The 16,967-nt window shown below is 72.2% G+C and carries 17 protein-coding genes; 9 read left to right on the top strand and 8 right to left on the bottom strand.

Annotation, left to right across the window (positions count from 1 at the left end; all coding sequences use genetic code 11):
- Nucleotides 1-2: 2 nt before the first annotated feature.
- On the top strand, nucleotides 3-1,460 hold the full coding sequence (locus ACFY0I_RS01165) for an aldehyde dehydrogenase family protein (RefSeq protein WP_388888405.1): 1,458 nt from the start codon (nucleotides 3-5) through the stop codon (nucleotides 1,458-1,460).
- The gene (locus tag ACFY0I_RS01170) at nucleotides 1,460-2,365 is read left to right on the top strand and encodes an aldehyde dehydrogenase family protein (protein ID WP_388888408.1); all 906 of its coding nucleotides are present in this window, start codon (nucleotides 1,460-1,462) and stop codon (nucleotides 2,363-2,365) included. The genes ACFY0I_RS01165 and ACFY0I_RS01170 overlap by 1 nt, the downstream gene beginning before the upstream one ends.
- A gap of 100 nt (nucleotides 2,366-2,465) precedes the next feature.
- Here the strand turns inward: ACFY0I_RS01170 and ACFY0I_RS01175 are convergent, their stop codons facing one another.
- Entirely contained in the window at nucleotides 2,466-2,816 is a 351-nt protein-coding gene (locus ACFY0I_RS01175; RefSeq protein ID WP_388888410.1) for a hypothetical protein, read from the bottom strand.
- Nucleotides 2,817-2,970: 154 nt separating this feature from the next.
- On the opposite strand from ACFY0I_RS01175, the gene ACFY0I_RS01180 reads away from it, so the two are divergent.
- On the top strand, nucleotides 2,971-3,606 hold the full coding sequence (locus ACFY0I_RS01180) for a uridine kinase (protein WP_388888412.1): 636 nt from the start codon (nucleotides 2,971-2,973) through the stop codon (nucleotides 3,604-3,606).
- 135 nt (nucleotides 3,607-3,741) lie between these two features.
- Here ACFY0I_RS01180 and ACFY0I_RS01185 read toward each other — a convergent pair whose 3' ends face one another.
- On the bottom strand, nucleotides 3,742-4,437 hold the full coding sequence (locus ACFY0I_RS01185; protein ID WP_388888415.1) for a SigE family RNA polymerase sigma factor: 696 nt from the start codon (nucleotides 4,435-4,437) through the stop codon (nucleotides 3,742-3,744).
- A gap of 174 nt (nucleotides 4,438-4,611) precedes the next feature.
- Here ACFY0I_RS01185 and afsQ1 point away from each other — a divergent pair, with 174 nt between their 5' ends.
- From afsQ1 to ACFY0I_RS01200, 3 genes are read left to right on the top strand one after another with little or no spacing between them, the layout of a single operon-like run.
- The gene (gene afsQ1, locus ACFY0I_RS01190; protein ID WP_362879846.1) at nucleotides 4,612-5,289 is read left to right on the top strand and encodes a two-component system response regulator AfsQ1; all 678 of its coding nucleotides are present in this window, start codon (nucleotides 4,612-4,614) and stop codon (nucleotides 5,287-5,289) included.
- The gene (locus tag ACFY0I_RS01195; protein WP_388888418.1) at nucleotides 5,286-6,782 is read left to right on the top strand and encodes an ATP-binding protein; all 1,497 of its coding nucleotides are present in this window, start codon (nucleotides 5,286-5,288) and stop codon (nucleotides 6,780-6,782) included. The genes afsQ1 and ACFY0I_RS01195 overlap by 4 nt, the downstream gene beginning before the upstream one ends.
- The gene (locus ACFY0I_RS01200) at nucleotides 6,766-7,386 is read left to right on the top strand and encodes a hypothetical protein (RefSeq protein WP_388888421.1); all 621 of its coding nucleotides are present in this window, start codon (nucleotides 6,766-6,768) and stop codon (nucleotides 7,384-7,386) included. The genes ACFY0I_RS01195 and ACFY0I_RS01200 overlap by 17 nt, the downstream gene beginning before the upstream one ends.
- Before the next feature lie 73 nt (nucleotides 7,387-7,459).
- Here the strand turns inward: ACFY0I_RS01200 and ACFY0I_RS01205 are convergent, their stop codons facing one another.
- From ACFY0I_RS01205 to ACFY0I_RS01215, 3 genes are all read right to left on the bottom strand, one after another.
- A complete protein-coding gene (locus ACFY0I_RS01205) occupies nucleotides 7,460-9,121 on the bottom strand; it encodes a phospho-sugar mutase (protein WP_388888424.1) in 1,662 nt (553 codons plus the stop codon).
- Nucleotides 9,122-9,149: 28 nt separating this feature from the next.
- Complete coding sequence (locus tag ACFY0I_RS01210; RefSeq protein ID WP_281205643.1) at nucleotides 9,150-9,956, bottom strand: purine-nucleoside phosphorylase; 807 nt, start codon at nucleotides 9,954-9,956, stop codon at nucleotides 9,150-9,152.
- Between the two features lie 184 nt (nucleotides 9,957-10,140).
- Entirely contained in the window at nucleotides 10,141-10,578 is a 438-nt protein-coding gene (locus ACFY0I_RS01215; RefSeq protein ID WP_362879850.1) for a gamma-glutamylcyclotransferase, read from the bottom strand.
- A 173-nt stretch (nucleotides 10,579-10,751) separates the two neighbouring features.
- Here ACFY0I_RS01215 and ACFY0I_RS01220 point away from each other — a divergent pair, with 173 nt between their 5' ends.
- Together ACFY0I_RS01220 and ACFY0I_RS01225 are read left to right on the top strand one after the other, a co-directional pair.
- Nucleotides 10,752-12,191 carry an NAD(P)H-quinone dehydrogenase gene (locus tag ACFY0I_RS01220; protein ID WP_281205641.1) on the top strand — a complete coding sequence of 480 codons (1,440 nt, stop codon included), beginning with the start codon at nucleotides 10,752-10,754 and terminating at the stop codon, nucleotides 12,189-12,191.
- 186 nt (nucleotides 12,192-12,377) lie between these two features.
- A complete protein-coding gene (locus ACFY0I_RS01225) occupies nucleotides 12,378-13,337 on the top strand; it encodes a DeoR/GlpR family DNA-binding transcription regulator (RefSeq protein ID WP_388888429.1) in 960 nt (319 codons plus the stop codon).
- Between the two features lie 162 nt (nucleotides 13,338-13,499).
- Here ACFY0I_RS01225 and ACFY0I_RS01230 read toward each other — a convergent pair whose 3' ends face one another.
- A complete protein-coding gene (locus tag ACFY0I_RS01230; RefSeq protein ID WP_388888431.1) occupies nucleotides 13,500-15,263 on the bottom strand; it encodes an acetyl/propionyl/methylcrotonyl-CoA carboxylase subunit alpha in 1,764 nt (587 codons plus the stop codon).
- A 357-nt stretch (nucleotides 15,264-15,620) separates the two neighbouring features.
- Between ACFY0I_RS01230 and ACFY0I_RS01235 the strand changes: the two genes are divergently transcribed.
- Nucleotides 15,621-16,106: a hypothetical protein gene (locus ACFY0I_RS01235; RefSeq protein ID WP_388888434.1), complete on the top strand. Its 486-nt coding sequence runs from the start codon at nucleotides 15,621-15,623 to the stop codon at nucleotides 16,104-16,106.
- On the opposite strand, the gene ACFY0I_RS01240 is transcribed toward ACFY0I_RS01235, so the two are convergent.
- Entirely contained in the window at nucleotides 16,087-16,740 is a 654-nt protein-coding gene (locus ACFY0I_RS01240) for a nucleoside triphosphate pyrophosphatase (protein ID WP_388888437.1), read from the bottom strand. The genes ACFY0I_RS01235 and ACFY0I_RS01240 overlap by 20 nt on opposite strands.
- Nucleotides 16,741-16,772: 32 nt before the next feature.
- Nucleotides 16,773-16,907, bottom strand: a complete 135-nt coding sequence (gene mmpB / locus ACFY0I_RS01245) for a morphogenic membrane protein MmpB (RefSeq protein WP_281205636.1) — start codon at nucleotides 16,905-16,907, stop codon at nucleotides 16,773-16,775.
- Between the last annotated feature and the right edge of the window lie 60 nt (nucleotides 16,908-16,967).

The following is a 16,967-nucleotide window of genomic DNA, read 5'->3' on the forward strand; positions in this document are numbered from 1 at the left end:
CCATGGGTTCTGTTTTCGAGTACGCGCCGGCCCCCGAGTCCCGCTCGGTCGTCGACATCGCCCCCTCCTACGGCCTCTTCATCGACGGGGAGTTCACCGACGCCGCCGACGGCAAGGTCTTCAAGACCGTCTCGCCGTCCTCCGAGGAGGTGCTCGCCGAGGTCGCCCAGGCCGGTGCGGCCGACGTCGACCGCGCCGTGAAGGCGGCCCGCAAGGCCTTCGAGAAGTGGTCCGCGCTGCCCGGCTCCGAGCGCGCCAAGTACCTCTTCCGGATCGCCCGGATCATCCAGGAGCGCAGCCGCGAGCTGGCCGTCCTGGAGACCCTGGACAACGGCAAGCCGATCAGGGAGACCCGCGACGCGGACCTCCCGCTCGTCGCCGCGCACTTCTTCTACTACGCGGGCTGGGCCGACAAGCTCGACCACGCGGGCTACGGCGCGAACCCGCGTCCGCTCGGCGTGGCCGGCCAGGTCATCCCCTGGAACTTCCCGCTGCTGATGCTGGCCTGGAAGATCGCCCCGGCGCTCGCCACCGGCAACACCGTCGTCCTCAAGCCCGCCGAGACCACGCCCCTGTCGGCGCTGTTCTTCGCGGACATCTGCCGCCAGGCCGGCCTGCCCAAGGGCGTCGTCAACATCCTGACCGGCCACGGCGACGCGGGCGCGGCCCTCGTCGCGCACCCGGACGTCGACAAGGTCGCCTTCACCGGCTCGACCGCGGTCGGCAAGGCCATCGCCCGCCAGATCGCCGGCACCGACAAGAAGGTCACCCTGGAGCTGGGCGGCAAGGGCGCCAACATCGTCTTCGACGACGCCCCCATCGACCAGGCCGTCGAGGGCATCGTCAACGGCATCTTCTTCAACCAGGGCCAGGTCTGCTGCGCGGGCTCCCGCCTGCTGGTCCAGGAGTCGATCCAGGACGAACTGCTCGACTCCCTCAAGCGGCGCCTGTCCACCCTGCGCCTGGGCGACCCGCTCGACAAGAACACCGACATCGGCGCGATCAACTCCGCCGAACAGCTCGCCCGGATCACCGCGCTCGCGGAGACCGGCGAGGCCGAGGGCGCCGAGCGCTGGTCCCCGGCGTGCGAGCTGCCGTCCGCCGGTTACTGGTTCGCCCCGACGCTCTTCACGAACGTCACCCAGGCGCACACGGTCGCCCGCGACGAGATCTTCGGCCCGGTGCTGTCCGTACTGAGCTTCCGGACCCCGGACGAGGCCGTCGCCAAGGCCAACAACAGCCAGTACGGCCTCTCCGCCGGCATCTGGACGGAGAAGGGCTCGCGCATCCTCGCGGTCGCGGGCAAGCTCCGCGCGGGCGTCGTCTGGGCCAACACGTTCAACAAGTTCGACCCGACCTCGCCGTTCGGCGGCTACAAGGAATCGGGCTTCGGCCGCGAAGGCGGTCGCCACGGCCTGGAGGGCTACCTCGCCCCGTCGAGCCCGAAGGGTGAGCGCTAATGGGAACGGTTGAGTCCTCTGTGACCCGTTTGAACGTCTTCAAGACCTACAAGCTGTACGTCGGGGGCAAGTTCCCCCGCTCCGAGAGCGGCCGGGTGTACGAAGTGACCGACTCGAAGGGCAAGTGGCTGGCCAACGCCCCGCTGTCCTCCCGCAAGGACGCCCGTGACGCGGTCGTCGCCGCCCGCAAGGCGTTCGGCGGCTGGTCGGGCGCGACCGCCTACAACCGCGGCCAGGTCCTCTACCGCGTCGCCGAGATGCTGGAGGGCCGCCGCGAGCAGTTCGTCCGCGAGGTCGGCGAGGCGGAGGGCCTGTCCAAGTCGAAGGCCGCCGCCGTCGTGGACGCGGCCATCGACCGCTGGGTCTGGTACGCGGGCTGGACCGACAAGATCGGCCAGATCGTCGGTGGGGCCAACCCCGTCGCGGGCCCGTTCTTCAACCTCTCCACCCCGGAGCCCACCGGCGTCGTCACCGTCGTGGCCCCGCAGGACTCGTCCTTCCTGGGCCTCGTCTCGGTGATCGCCCCCGTGATCGCGACGGGCAACACCGCCGTCGTGATCACCTCGGAGAAGTCCCCGCTGCCCGCGCTGTCCCTGGGCGAGGTGCTGGCCACCTCCGACCTGCCCGGCGGCGTGGTCAACATCCTGTCCGGCAAGGCCTCCGAGATGGGCCCGCACCTGGCGTCCCACCAGGACGTCAACGCGATCGACCTGGCGGGCGCCGACGCGGCCCTCGCCAAGGAGCTGGAGATCGCGGCGGCCGACAACCTCAAGCGCGTCCTGCGTCCACAGCCTGTGGACGACTGGAGCGCCGACCCGGGCACGGGGCGGATGACCGCCTTCCTGGAGACCAAGACGGTCTGGCACCCGACGGGTTCGCTCGGCGCGGGCGGTTCCTCGTACTAGAGGACGGCTCCCCGTACGCGGAGACACCACGAACCGGCCCCGGCAGCGACCCCCGCGCTGTCGGGGCCTTCCCGTACCCCGGGCCCTTCCCGCCGCCGCCCTACGCCTTCGGGAGCACCGGACCCAGCAGCGAGGACACCGCGGCCGTGGGCAGTTCGCCGACCGACGGCCCCCGCGTCAGGGTGCCCGTCACCATGCCCGTACCGACGGACGGGAAGTCCGCGACCTGCGTGGCGACCCCGTTGTCGAGGGGGTCCACGCCGGTGTTCGCGAGCGGGTTCACCTTCAGGTTCGCGATCGGGTCGGCCACCCCCGCCAACGCCGCGGGGACGGAGAGTTCACCGGCCTGGGCCCCGCCCGCCGCCATCGCCAGGGCCGCACCGGCCATGGACAGGGTCAGCCCGGCGGCGCGGAGGCGCTTCGGAGGGGTGGGAGCTGCGTGACGTGCCATGGGTTCCCGCCTGTGGTCGTAGTCGCGTGCGCACACAGGGTAGTCGAGCCGGCTTCCCCGATTCCAACCGACGGCCCGCGCCCCGTGTGAGGCCCGTCGCAGGCACCGTCACGGGTGTGCCGTTACGGCCGCTCATGCCCCACACTGGTGTCCCGTGAGCTGTTCATCTCCCCTTCCCACGCGCGTCGTGCTGCTGACCGGTCCCTCGGGATCCGGAAAGTCCTCGCTCGCGGCCCGTTCCGGGCTGCCCGTCCTGCGCCTGGACGACTTCTACAAGGAGGGGACGGACCCGACCCTCCCGCTGGTCGAGGGCAGTTCCGACATCGACTGGGACTCCCCGCTGTCGTGGGACGCGGAAGCCGCCGTCGCCGCCATCGCGCAACTCTGCTCCACGGGCCGCACGCAGGTGCCGGAGTACTCCATCGCGTCGTCCTCGCGCACCGGCACCGAGACCCTGGACATAGCGCGGACCCCGCTGTTCATCGCGGAGGGCATCTTCGCCGCCGACGTCGTGGCCCGCTGTCAGGAACTGGGCCTGCTCGCCGACGCGCTCTGCCTGCGCGGTCGCCCCTCGACCACCTTCCGCCGGCGCCTGGCCCGCGACCTGCGCGAGGGCCGCAAGTCCCTGCCGTTCCTGGTGCGCCGCGGCTGGCGCCTGATGCGCGCCGAACGCGGCATCGTCGCCCGGCACACCGCCCTCGGCGCCCACGCCTGCGGTCGCGACGAGGCCCTCGGCCGGCTGGCCGCCGCCGCGGCCGGCCGCCACCGCACCGCGACCACCCCGGCCTGACCTCCGGGCCCCGCGCTCGGGGCACGCGAAAAGGCGGGATCACGCGGACCCCCGGCCGCTTGATCCCGCCTCTTCTCCCCCCGCAAGCCCCCGTCCCACCCCCGTAGGACGGCCCCCTGGGCCCGTGGTCCTTGGTTACGCGACGAGCTCCCCGAAGGACTCCGCCTCGTCACGTCCGAAGCTCAGCACCTCGTCGTCCCGCAGCCGACGCAGCGACCGCCAGATGCTCGACTTCACGGTGCCGACGCTGATGCCCAGGATCTCGGCGATCTCCGGGTCGGTGCGGCCCTCGTAGTAGCGCAGCACCAGCATCGTGCGCTGCGGCTCCGGGATCCGGGTCAGCGCCTGCCACAGCACCGCGCGCAGTTCCGTACCCCGCATCGCGTCCGTGTCCGAGGCCGTCTCCGGCAGTTCCTCGGTCGGGTACTCGTTGAGCTTGCGCCGGCGCCACGCGCTGATGTGCAGGTTCGTCATCGTCCGCCGCAGGTATCCGCCGACGGCCGCCTTGTCGCTGATCCGGTCCCAGGCGCGGTACGTGGAGAACAGCGCGCTCTGCAACAGGTCCTCGGCCTCGTGCCGGTCACCGGTGAGGTGGAAGGCGGTGGCGAAGAGGGCCGCGCGGCGCTCCTGGACGTACGCCGTGAACTCGGCCTCCGAGGTGGAGGAAGGAGTACGCGGTGCGGGAACCGTCTGGTACTGGTTCGCGTCAATGGCTGTGACGTGCACCGGCCGCGGACGTGCGACCGGCGCCGTACGGACACCCGCCCGGCGGTTCACATCGTGCAGCCGCGTGACAACCGCGCTGGTCGTGGTGCTGTGCAGCGTGTTCATCTCGCGCCCCCCGTCGTGGAGTCTGCTTCGGTCCGTGTTGCGATGACAGAAGCCTGCCCGCCGGACATAACCGGGGTGTCCTTCGACTGTCACAGGCCTGTCACAGCCAACCGTGGCCGGATCCGAGGCGCCGGACGGTCGAAGTCCCGACGGCCGATGGGACAGAATGAGCGCGTGCCTTTCCTGTTGCTGATCGAGGACGACGACGCCATCCGCACGGCCCTCGAACTCTCCCTGTCACGCCAGGGCCACCGTGTGGCCACCGCGGCGACGGGCGAGGACGGCCTGAAACTGTTGCGCGAGCAACGGCCGGACCTGATCGTGCTGGACGTGATGCTGCCCGGGATCGACGGCTTCGAGGTGTGCCGGCGGATCCGCCGCACCGACCAGCTGCCGATCATCCTGCTGACCGCGCGCAGCGACGACATCGATGTCGTCGTGGGCTTGGAGTCGGGAGCCGACGACTACGTCGTCAAGCCCGTCCAGGGCCGGGTGCTCGACGCCCGGATCCGGGCCGTGCTGCGCCGGGGCGAACGCGAGGCGAGCGACTCCGCCGTGTTCGGGTCCCTGGTCATCGACCGGTCCGCGATGACCGTGACGAAGAACGGCGAGGACCTCCAGCTCACCCCGACCGAACTGCGGCTGCTGCTCGAACTCAGCCGCCGGCCCGGTCAGGCGCTGTCGCGCCAGCAGTTGTTGCGGCTGGTCTGGGAGCACGACTACCTCGGTGACTCGCGGCTCGTCGACGCCTGCGTGCAGCGGCTGCGCGCCAAGGTCGAGGAAGTGCCGTCCTCACCCACCCTGATCCGCACCGTCCGGGGCGTCGGCTACCGGTTGGACTCGCCGCAGTGATCCGAGCCCTGTTCGCGGGCAGGCGCTGGACCAGCCTGCGGCTGCGGCTCCTGGTCGTGTTCTGCCTGGTCGCGCTGACGGCCGCCGTCTCCGCCTCCGGGATCGCCTACTGGCTCAACCGCGAGGCCGTGCTCACCCGTACCCAGGACGCGGCCCTCGGCGACTTCCGTCAGGAGATGCAGCTGCGGGCCGCGGGGCTGCCCGCCGAGCCGACGCCCCAGGAGATGCAGCGCACCGCCGAGTTGATGGCGGGCAGCAGCCCCGGGTACAGCGTGCTGCTGGTCCACGAGCGCAAGGACGGCCGGAAGGTGTTCGGCGCGGCGGGGGCGGCCACCTTCGGGCTGGACGACGTACCGAAGTCGCTCCAGCACGCCGTGAACGACCGGCAGAAGACCACGGCCGCCAACGACGCCGAGTACCACATGTACTGGCAGCGGACGAAGCCGCAGGGCAATCCGTACCTGGTGGGCGGCACGCGGATCGTGGGCGGCGGGCCGACCGGCTACATGTACAAGTCGCTGGCCACCGAGCGGGACGACCTCAACGCGCTGGGCTGGTCGCTGACCATCGCCACCGGGCTGGCGCTGCTCGGGTCGGCGCTGTTGGCGCAGGCGGCGGCGCGGACCGTGCTGAAGCCGATCCAGCGGCTCGGGGACGCGGCGCGCCGGCTCGGCGAGGGCGAACTCGACCACCGGCTCGACGTGTCGGGAACGGACGAACTCGCCGACCTCTCCCACACCTTCAACAAGACGGCCGAGGCGCTGGAGAAGAAGGTCGCCGACATGAGCGCGCGCGAGGAGGCCAGCCGCCGCTTCGTCGCCGACATGTCCCACGAACTGCGCACGCCGCTGACGGCGTTGACCGCGGTGGCCGAGGTGCTGGAGGAGGAGGTCGACCACCTCGATCCGATGATCGCGCCCGCGGTGGGGCTGGTGGTGAGCGAGACGCGGCGGCTCAACGTGCTGGTGGAGAACCTGATGGAGGTCACCCGCTTCGACGCGGGGACGGCGCGCCTGGTGCTGGACGACGTGAACGTCGCCGACCAGGTCACCGCGTGCATCGACGCGCGGGCGTGGCTGGACGCGGTGGAACTCGACGCCGGGCGGGACATCGTGTGGCGGCTGGATCCGCGTCGCCTCGACGTGATCCTGGCGAACCTGATCGGCAACGCGCTCAAGCACGGCGGCTCGCCGGTGCGGGTGTCGGTGGCGGTGGAGACGGCCGACGCCGACTGGCTGGTGGTGACCATCCGGGACAACGGGCCGGGCATTCCCGAGGACGTCCTGCCGCACGTCTTCGACCGGTTCTACAAGGCGAGCGCCTCCCGGCCGAAGTCGGACGGCAGCGGCCTGGGCCTGTCGATCGCGAGGGAGAACGCGCACATCCACGGCGGTGACATCACGGCCGAGAACGGGGTGGACGGCGGGGCCGTCTTCACCCTGCGGCTGCCGGGGGACGTGGGGAAGGTGAGCACGGGTGACGTGGACGCGTAGGGCGCTGCCGAAGGTGGTGGCGGCGCTGTTGCTGTGCGGGACCTCGGCGTGCGGGATCCGGGCGACGACCGTGCCGGTGGACGTGGGTCCGGCCCCCTCGCGGGTGTCCTGCGACACCCCGGAACGACCGGCCGGGCAGAGCGGGGTGCAGGGGTTCCGGGCCACGGTGGAACTGGTCTGCGGATCGCAGCTGGTGGGCGTGGAACGGATTGTTCCGGTGCCCGAGAAGAGGCCGGTCAAGGACGCCGAGGTGCTCGTGGCGCAGGCGCTGCTGCAGCAGTTGGAGCGGACCTCGGCGGAGGAGCGGAGCGCCGGCTTCACCACCGGGGTCACCGGCGAGCTGACGGCAGCCCCGCCGCGGGCCGGCGATCCGGTGGGGACGGTCCGGCTGAGCCGGCGGCCCGAGGACCTGCCGCCGGTGGCGTTGTCGCAGGTCGTGTGCACCCTGGCGGGCAGCGACGCGATCTCGGCCGGGCCGGGCCCGGTGGTGCTCGGCGGGCCGGACGCGGACCCGCCGCGGGCGTGGGAGTGCACGGAGGCCGTCCGCTCCCGCCCGGAGTCGGTGCCGACGCTGGGCGAGCTGGTCCGCCCGACGCCCTCCTGACGGACGGACGGACGGGCGGACGCCGACGGCCCCCCGGGCCGGAGCTCGGGGGGCCGTCGGGTGTCGCGGAGGGTCAGATCCCGGCGGCTGCCGAGAGGTCCTTCTTGATCGCGTCCAGGACGCCCTGGCCGCGGGTGCGGGCCGGGACGAGGTCGGAGGCGTCCGTGACCGGCACCACGACCTCCAGGTAGCACTTCAGCTTCGGCTCCGTACCGGACGGGCGGACGATCACCCGGGCCTTGTGGTCGCCGTCGAGGTGGTAGCGCAGGCCGTCCGTGGGCGGCAGCGCCGCCGAACCGACCGCGAGGTCCTCGGCCGAGACGACCCGCAGGCCCGCGAGGGAGACCGGGGGCTCCGCGCGCAGCGCGGCCATCGCGTCGGCGATCACCGACAGGTCCGAGACGCGGACCGACAGCTGGTCGGTGGCGTGCAGGCCGTGGGCCAGCGCCAGGTCGTCCAGCAGGTCGGTCAGGCCGCGGCCCTGCTCCTTGAGCTCGGAGGCCAGCTCCGCCACCAGCAGGGCGGCGGTGACGCCGTCCTTGTCGCGGACGCCCTCGGGGTCCACGCAGTAGCCGAGCGCCTCCTCGTAGCCGTAGCGCAGGCCCTCGACGCGGGAGATCCACTTGAAGCCCGTCAGGGTCTCCTCGTAGCCCACGCCCGCCGCCTGCGCGATCCGCCCCAGGAGGGAGGAGGAGACGATCGACTCGGCGAAGACGCCGCTGACGCCCTTGGAGACCAGGTGGGCCGCCAGCAGCGCGCCGACCTCGTCGCCGCGCAGCATGCGCCAGCCCGAGGCGGCCGACGCGTCCGGCACGGCCACGGCGCAGCGGTCGGCGTCCGGGTCGTTGGCGATCACGATGTCGGGGCGGACCTCGGCGGCCTTCGCGAAGGACAGGTCCATCGCGCCCGGTTCCTCCGGGTTGGGGAAGGCGACCGTGGGGAAGGCCGGGTCCGGCTCCGCCTGCTCGGCGACCAGGACCGGCTCCGGGAAGCCGTGCCGGGCGAAGGCCGCCATGACGACGTCCTTCCCGACGCCGTGCATGGCCGTGTAGACGGTCCGCACGCCCCGGGGGGAGCCGGGGGTCAGGACGGCGTCCGTACGGGCCAGGTAGGCCTCCAGGACGTCGTCGCCGAGGTCCTGCCAGCCCGACTCCGGGCGCGGCACGGAGGCCAGGGTGTCGATCCGGTCGATCTCCGCCGCGATCTCGGCGTCGGCCGGGGAGACGATCTGCGAGCCGTCGCCGAGGTACACCTTGTAGCCGTTGTCCCGGGGAGGGTTGTGGCTGGCGGTCACCTCGACGCCGGCGACGGCGCCCAGGTGCCTTATGGCGAACGCGAGGACGGGCGTGGGCAGCGGGCGGGGCAGGACGGCCGCGCGGAGCCCGGCGCCGGTCATGACGGCCGCGGTGTCACGGGCGAAGTCCGCCGACTTGTAGCGGGCGTCGTAACCGACGACGACGAGGCCGCCGGCGTGCCCCTGGGCCTTCAGGTATGCGGCGAGGCCCGCCGCGGCCCGGATGACCACGCTGCGGTTCATCCGCATCGGGCCCGCGCCGATCTCCCCGCGCAGACCGGCGGTGCCGAACTGGAGCGTGCCAGCGAACCGGTCCGCGAGTTCGGCGGTGTCGCCCGCCTCGATGATCGCGGCGAGTTCGGCCGCGGTCTGCGGGTCCGGGTCCTCGTCCAGCCAGGCCCGGGCCCGGGTGATCAGGTCGTCCTGTACCTGTTCCTGCACTGCTTCCGCCTTACCTCTCGTACGTCGATCAGATGCGGGCGAGGACCTGCGTCAGCAGCGTGCCCATGCGGGCAGCGGAGTCGCGGCCGGCCTGGAGGACCTCTTCGTGGTTCAGCGGCTCGCCGGACAGGCCGGCCGCCAGGTTGGTGACCAGGGAGATGCCGAGCACCTCGGCGCCGGCCTCACGGGCGGCGATGGCCTCCAGCACGGTGGACATGCCGACGAGGTCGGCGCCCATCACGCGGATCATGTTGATCTCGGCCGGGGTCTCGTAGTGCGGGCCGGGGAACTGGACGTAGACGCCCTCTTCGAGGCTCGCGTCGATCTCCTTGCACATCGCGCGCAGGCGCGGCGAGTACAGGTCGGTGAGGTCGACGAAGTTCGCCCCGACGATCGGCGAGGTCGCCGTCAGGTTGAGGTGGTCGCTGATCAGGACGGGCTGGCCGGGCTTCATGCCCTCGCGCAGGCCGCCGCAACCGTTGGTCAGGACGATGGTCTTGCAGCCGGCGGCGACGGCGGTGCGCACGCCGTGGGCGACGGCGGCGACGCCGCGGCCCTCGTAGTAGTGGGTCCGGCCGAGGAAGACCAGGGCGCGCTTCTCGCCGATCTTGTACGAGCGGATCTTGCCGCCGTGGCCCTCGACCGCGGCGGGCGGGAAGCCGGGCAGCTCGGTGACGAGGAACTCGGCCTCGGGGGCGCCCAGGGCCTCTGCGGCGGGGGCCCAGCCGGAGCCCATGACGAGGGCGACATCGTGGGAATCGACGCCGGTCAGCTCGCGCAGGCGGGTGGCGGCGGCGTCGGCGGCGGCGAAGGGGTCGGTAACAGATGCGTTCACGCGGACGAGCGTAGCCGCTCTCGGCCTACGCGCGTAGATGGCGCAGCTCACGGTGTTCGGATCGTTGCCTTGTCGTTTCCGCCGAATCGTCCCCGGGAGCCGTGCGGGGCCCGGGCCGGGCGGGCCCCGCACGGCCCGGGACGGTCGAAACCGGGTCGAGGCCGGACCGGGATCCGGTCCGGGTTCAGCAGGGGCGCTTGCGCAGTTCCATGGCGTAGTCGTGCGGGGCGCCGGCGGATTCGGCGGCGTCGGCGATCTCGCCCAGGTAGCGCGCCGAGGGCAATCCGCCCTCGTAACCGTTGAGGACGTAGGCCCAGGCGGCTTCCTCGCCGTCGAGCGTGTGCACCCGCACCCGCATCCGGCGGTAGATGTCCATCCCGACGCCCTCCCAGCGGTCCATGGAGTCCTCGTCCAGGGGGGCGATGTCGTAGAGGGCGACGAAGACCTGGTGGCGGGGGGCTTCGACGATCGTGGCGAGGGCCCCCTCCCATCCCATCTGCTCGCCGCCGAAGGTCAGCCGCCAGTCGTTGATCCAGCCCGTTCCGCGCAGCGGCGAATGGGGAGCGCGGCGCGTCATCAGCCGCGGGTCGAGGTTGCCGGCGTACGCGGCGTAGAGCGACATGTGGTCGAGAGTACGGGAGGGCCGACCCGCCGCGCGTGCCCGGATGGCGGGACCGGGGGCGAAGCACCGCGGAGCGTGCGGGACAATGGAGCACGGAATGCATCCCCCGGGGAGACCCCCCGGAACACCGGCCGGGGCGGCAGCCGGCCGGGTAGACGTGAGGCGGACTTTTCGTGACCCGGATCGTGATCATCGGCGGCGGACCCGGCGGGTATGAGGCGGCCCTGGTGGGGGCCCAGCTCGGCGCGGAGGTGACCGTCGTCGACTGCGACGGTCTGGGCGGGGCGTCGGTACTCACCGACTGCGTGCCATCGAAGACCCTCATCGCGACCGCCGAGGTCATGACGACCTTCGACTCGTCGTACGAGGAGCTCGGGATCGTCGTCGCGGACGACACCCCGCACATAGAACAGGCCGCGCGCGTCGTCGGCGTCGACCTCGGCAAGGTGAACCGGCGCGTCAAGCGCCTCGCGCTCGCCCAGTCCCACGACATCACCGCCTCCGTGACCCGGGCCGGCGCCCGCGTCCTGCGCGGCCGCGGCAAGCTCGGCGGGCCGCAGGGCATCGACGGCACGCGCGACGTCATCGTCACCGCGGCCGACGGCACCGAGACGATCCTCACCGCCGACGCCGTCCTGATCGCCACCGGCGGGCACCCCCGGGAGATCCCGGACGCGATGCCCGACGGCGAGCGGATCCTCAACTGGACCCAGGTCTACGACCTGGAGGAGCTCCCCGAGGAGCTCATCGTCGTCGGCTCCGGCGTCACCGGCGCCGAGTTCGCCGGCGCGTACCAGGCCCTCGGCTCCCGGGTGACCCTGGTGTCCTCCCGCGACCGCGTGCTGCCGGGCGAGGACCCGGACGCGGCCGCCGTCCTGGAGGACGTCTTCCGCCGCCGCGGCATGAACGTCGTCGGGCGCTCGCGCGCCGAGTCCGCCAAGCGGGTCGGCGACCGGGTCGAGGTCACGCTGTCCGACGGGCGGGTCATCACCGGCACGCACTGCCTGATGGCCGTCGGCGCCATCCCGAACACCAAGGACATGAACCTGGAGGAGTCCGGGGTCCGCCTCAAGGAGTCCGGCCACATCTGGACCGACAAGGTCTCCCGTACGTCCTCGCCCGGCGTGTACGCGGCCGGCGACGTCACCGGCATCTTCGCGCTGGCCTCCGTGGCCGCCATGCAGGGCCGGATCGCGATGTACCACTTCCTCGGTGACGCGGTGACCCCGCTCAACCTCAAGACGGTCTCCTCCAACGTCTTCACCGACCCCGAGATCGCCACCGTCGGCTACACCCAGGCCGACGTGGACTCCGGCAGGATCGACGCCCGCGTGGTCAAGCTCCCGCTGCTGCGCAACCCGCGCGCGAAGATGCAGGGCATCCGCGACGGCTTCGTGAAGATGTTCTGCCGCCCGGGCACCGGCATCGTCGTCGGCGGCGTGGTCGTGGCGCCCCGTGCGAGCGAACTCATCCACCCGATTTCGATCGCCGTCGACAACAACCTGACGGTCGAGCAGATCGCAAACGCGTTCACCGTGTACCCCTCGCTGTCCGGTTCGATCGCCGAGGTCGCCCGCCAGTTGCACACGCGCAAGGCCGCGGGCGAGGCGTAGGAACCGCCAACCACCCCTCCCCACATGCGGGTTGGGGTGGCCGGCGGGAGGCGGCCCGGATCCCGGTCGGCCGGCCGTGGCCCCGGCCGGCCGCGTATACCACTTGTCGACCTGTTTTACGGACAACTTCGGTATTCCGGTGCAAGGAGCTGAAAGCAGACGGTCACCCGGGTTACTGTCAGTTTCGTGTTCGCTGCAGAACGTCGCCAATTGATCCTCGAAATGGTGCGGGCCAACGGAGCGGTATCGCTCCGGGAGCTCGCCCGCGTCGTCCAGACCTCCGAAGTGACCGTACGGCGGGACGTGCGGGCACTGGAGGCAGAAGGACTCCTCGACCGCCGGCACGGCGGTGCGGTATTGCCGGGTGGATTCACGCGGGAATCCGGCTTTCCGCAAAAGTCCCATCTCGCCACGGCCGAGAAGACCGCCATCGCCGATGTCGCGGCCGGACTCGTCGAAGAGGGCGAGGCCATCGTCGTCGGCGCCGGCACCACCACCCAGGAGCTGGCCCGCCGGCTCGCGCGGGTGCCCGGCCTGACCGTGGTCACCAACTCGCTGCTCGTCGCCCAGGCGTTGGCGCACGCCAACCGGGTGGAGGTGGTGATGACCGGCGGAACCCTGCGGGGCTCCAACTACGCCCTCGTGGGCAGTGGTGCGGAACAGTCCCTCCAGGGGCTGCGGGTCTCGCGGGCCTTCCTGTCCGGCAGTGGTCTGACCGCCGAACGCGGGCTGTCCACCTCCAACATGCTCTCCGCGAGCGTGGACCGGGCTCTGGTGCAGGCCGCCGCCGAGGTGGTGGTCCTCGCCGACCACACCAAGCTCGGCACCGACACCATGTTCCAGACCGTGCCGACGGACGTCATGACCCGGCTGGTCACGGACGAGCCGCCGCCGCACGACGACCGGGCGGGCACCGAGCTCCAGGCGCTGGCCGACCAGGGCGTCCAGATCACGGTGGCCGGTGCGGCCGTGGCCTCCGGCGGGGGCCCCGGCGGCGGGGCGGGCGGTGACGGGATGCAGGGGCGCAGGCCCCGGCGCGACTCCCCGCTCCCGGTCCAGCGGCGCGGCGGGCCCGGCACCCTCCGGTCGGCCGCGATGGCCGACCCCGGCGAGCGGGCCAGGGTCGCGGACATGCGCCGACGCTGACCGGACGGGTCGCCCGGCCGCCGCCCGGAAGCGGCGGCCGGGCGACCCGTACCGGAACGCGAGCAGGGCTCGACGCGCTGGGCGCGCCGGACGAAGGCCCGTACGCGAAGGCCCCGCCCGGGCGGACCGGGCGGGGCCTTCGTACGCGGTGTGTCGCGGACGTCAGTCCTTGATCTCGCAGATGGTGGCGCCGGAGGTGACGGAGCCGCCGACTTCGGCGCTCAGGCCGACGACGGTGCCGGAGCGGTGCGCGTTCAGCGGCTGCTCCATCTTCATGGCTTCCAGGACGACGACCAGGTCTCCCTCGTTGACCTGCTGACCCTCCTCGACGGCCACCTTGACGATGGTGCCCTGCATCGGGGAGGCGAGGGTGTCGCCGGAGGCGGCCGGGCCGGACTTCTTCGCGGCGCGGCGCTTGGGCTTGGCGCCGCCGGCGGCGGCCGTGCGCGCCAGGGTCATGCCCAGCGAGGAGGGCAGGGAGACCTCCAGACGCTTGCCGCCGACCTCGACGACGACCGTCTCGCGGCCGGGCTCGTCCTCGGTCTCCTCGGCGGCGGGAGCGACGAACGCCTTGATGTCGTTGACGAACTCGGTCTCGATCCACCGGGTGTGGATCGTGAACGGCTTGCCGCCCGCGGGGGCGAACGCCGGGTCGGCGACGACCGCGCGGTGGAAGGGGATGGCCGTGGCCATGCCCTCGACGTTGAACTCGGCGAGCGCGCGGGCGGCGCGCTGGAGGGCCTGCTCGCGGGTGGCGCCGGTGACGATGAGCTTGGCGAGGAGGGAGTCCCAGGCCGGGCCGATCACCGAACCGCTCTCCACGCCGGCGTCGAGGCGCACGCCGGGGCCGGACGGGGCGTCGAACTTCGTGACGGTGCCCGGAGCGGGGAGGAAGCCGCGACCCGGGTCCTCGCCGTTGATGCGGAACTCGAAGGAGTGGCCGCGCAGGACGGGGTCCCCGTAGCCGAGCTCCTCGCCGTCGGCGATCCGGAACATCTCGCGGACCAGGTCGATGCCCGCGACCTCTTCGGTGACGGGGTGCTCGACCTGGAGGCGGGTGTTGACCTCCAGGAAGGAGATCAGGCCGTCGGCGGAGACCAGGAACTCGACGGTGCCGGCGCCGACGTAGCCGGCTTCCTTGAGGATCGCCTTCGACGCGGCGTACAGCTCGGCGTTCTGGGCCTCGGAGAGGAACGGGGCCGGGGCCTCCTCCACCAGCTTCTGGTGGCGGCGCTGGAGCGAGCAGTCACGGGTGGAGACGACGACCACGTTGCCGTGGGAGTCGGCGAGGCACTGGGTCTCGACGTGACGCGGCTTGTCGAGGTAGCGCTCGACGAAGCACTCGCCGCGGCCGAAGGCGGCGACGGCCTCGCGGACGGCCGATTCGTAGAGCTCGGGCACCTCTTCGAGGGTGCGGGCGACCTTCAGGCCGCGGCCGCCACCACCGAAGGCCGCCTTGATGGCGATCGGCAGACCGTGCTGCTCGGCGAACGCGACGACCTCGTCGGCCCCCGAGACCGGGTCGGGCGTGCCGGCGACGAGGGGGGCCCCGGCGCGCTGCGCGATGTGCCGGGCGGCGACCTTGTCACCGAGGTCGCGGATGGCCTGGGGCGGCGGCCCGATCCAGGTGAGTCCGGCGTCGATGACGGCCTGCGCGAAGTCGGCGTTCTCCGACAGGAATCCGTAGCCGGGGTGGATGGCGTCGGCCCCGGAATCGGCGGCTGCCTGCAGGACCTTCGCGATGTCGAGGTAGCTGGCGGCCGGGGTGTCACCGCCCAACGCGAAAGCTTCGTCTGCCGCGCGGACGTGCAGGGCATCCCGGTCCGGATCGGCGTAGACGGCTACGCTCGCGATCCCTGCATCCCGGCATGCCCGAGCAACGCGGACAGCGATTTCGCCACGGTTGGCGATGAGCACCTTGCGCACGATGGCTCCCTCCTTGAAACAAGCTGAGTTTAGGGATAGTCGACACGGCCTTTCGACCCTTTCCCGGAGGTGAGCTTGCCCACACGGAGCGTGATTCGAGGCAGGCTCTAGTCCGAAAACCCTTGTGTCGCCCCAGGTCAGGGAGATCCCAGACTGCACAGTAACCCTGATGGACGGCGCAGGTCTCTGTTCTCCGGGTCAGCCGCCCCCGTTGATTCTTTGTGGAGTCCCTACGAACGGCCTATGCATTCTTTGCGTGAGGGCCGTCACGGAGGGCCTCCGTAACGAAGCCGCCCCGCCCCCTTGTCCGCAGGTTTACTCGTTAGTAGCCTCCAGGTCGTCGAACACGCTTGTGGCGTGTCGGGGGATGGGGGCGTCGTGCTGCGCAGATTCGTGGCCGGGCTGGCCGCGGCCGTGCTCGTCGCCGAGGCGGCGCTGCTCGTACTCGTCCACCTGGTGCTGGGCCTGACCACCGCGAACCAGTCGATGTCCATCGCGGGCAGCGACCCGGAGCTCATGTCCACGGCCACCTACGTGATGGGCGCCGGCGCCGGGGCCTTCCTGCTGCTGTGCGCCCTCGTGCTCGCCGTCGCCGCCGTGCGGGACCGGTCGCCGGGCCGCTTCGGGCGCGTCCTGCTGATCGCCGCGGCCGTCCTGCACGCGCTGCTCGGCACGCTCGCCGTCGGGCTGGCCGGCTGGCCGGTCTGGGGCGCGCTGATGCTGGTGCTGTGCCTGCTCGTGCTGTGCCTGTTGCTCTACGCCAGGACCGACGGGGACGCCCCCGGCGCCCGGCCGAAGGCGCCCCCCGGGCCGGTGGGGGAGTTCAGGCCCACAAGTCCGTGATGGACACGTCCAGTTCGCCCAGCAGGGAGCGCAGCAGCGGCAGGGACAGGCCGATGACGTTGCCCGGGTCGCCGTCGATGCCGTCGATGAACGGCGCGGACAGTCCGTCCAGGGTGAACGCCCCGGCGACGTGCAGCGGTTCCCCGCTCGCCACGTAGGCCGCCACCTCCGCGTCCGTGGGCTCACCGAAGCGGACCGTGGTGGAGGCCGTCGCCGAGACCTGACGGCCCGTGGCGGTGTCGACCACGCAGTGGCCCGTGCGCAGCACGCCCGACCGGCCCCGCATGGACGTCCAGCGGGCGGTGGCCTCCGTCGCGTCGGCCGGCTTGCCCAGCGCCTCCCCGTCCAGCTCCAGCACCGAGTCGCAGCCGATCACCAGGGCGCCCGCGGCCTCCGGGAGGGCCGCCACCACGGCGGCCTTGGCCTCGGCGAGGGCCAGCGCGAGGGCCGCCGGCTCGTCGTGGTCCAGGGTGTCCTCGTCGAAGCCGCTGACGATCACGTGCGGGGCCAGCCCGGCCTGCCGCAGCAGGTTCAGCCGGGCGGGCGAGGCGGAGGCGAGGACCAGCGGGCGGCGCGGGCTCGCGGGCCGCGGGTCTGCGGCCGACGGGGCGGCGGGCTGTGGGGTAGCGGTCATGGGAGCCATCGTAGGGCGGCCCCGAGGACCGTCTAGAACGGGGCGACGCCCAGCAGGTAGACGCCCACCACCATCGCGAGGACGAGGACCACGAGCAGTCGCCGGAGCATCGCCTGCGCGTCGCGCATGTCCTTCGGCGGCTCGTCCTTCGGGTCTGACCAGAGCATGCTTCGATCCTGACGCCGGCGCGGCGGTGGCGCCTGAGTACTCGTACTCAGGCGCCACCG

This window comes from Streptomyces sp. NPDC001568 (assembly GCF_042893755.1).
Taxonomy (GTDB): Bacteria; Actinomycetota; Actinomycetes; order Streptomycetales; family Streptomycetaceae; genus Streptomyces.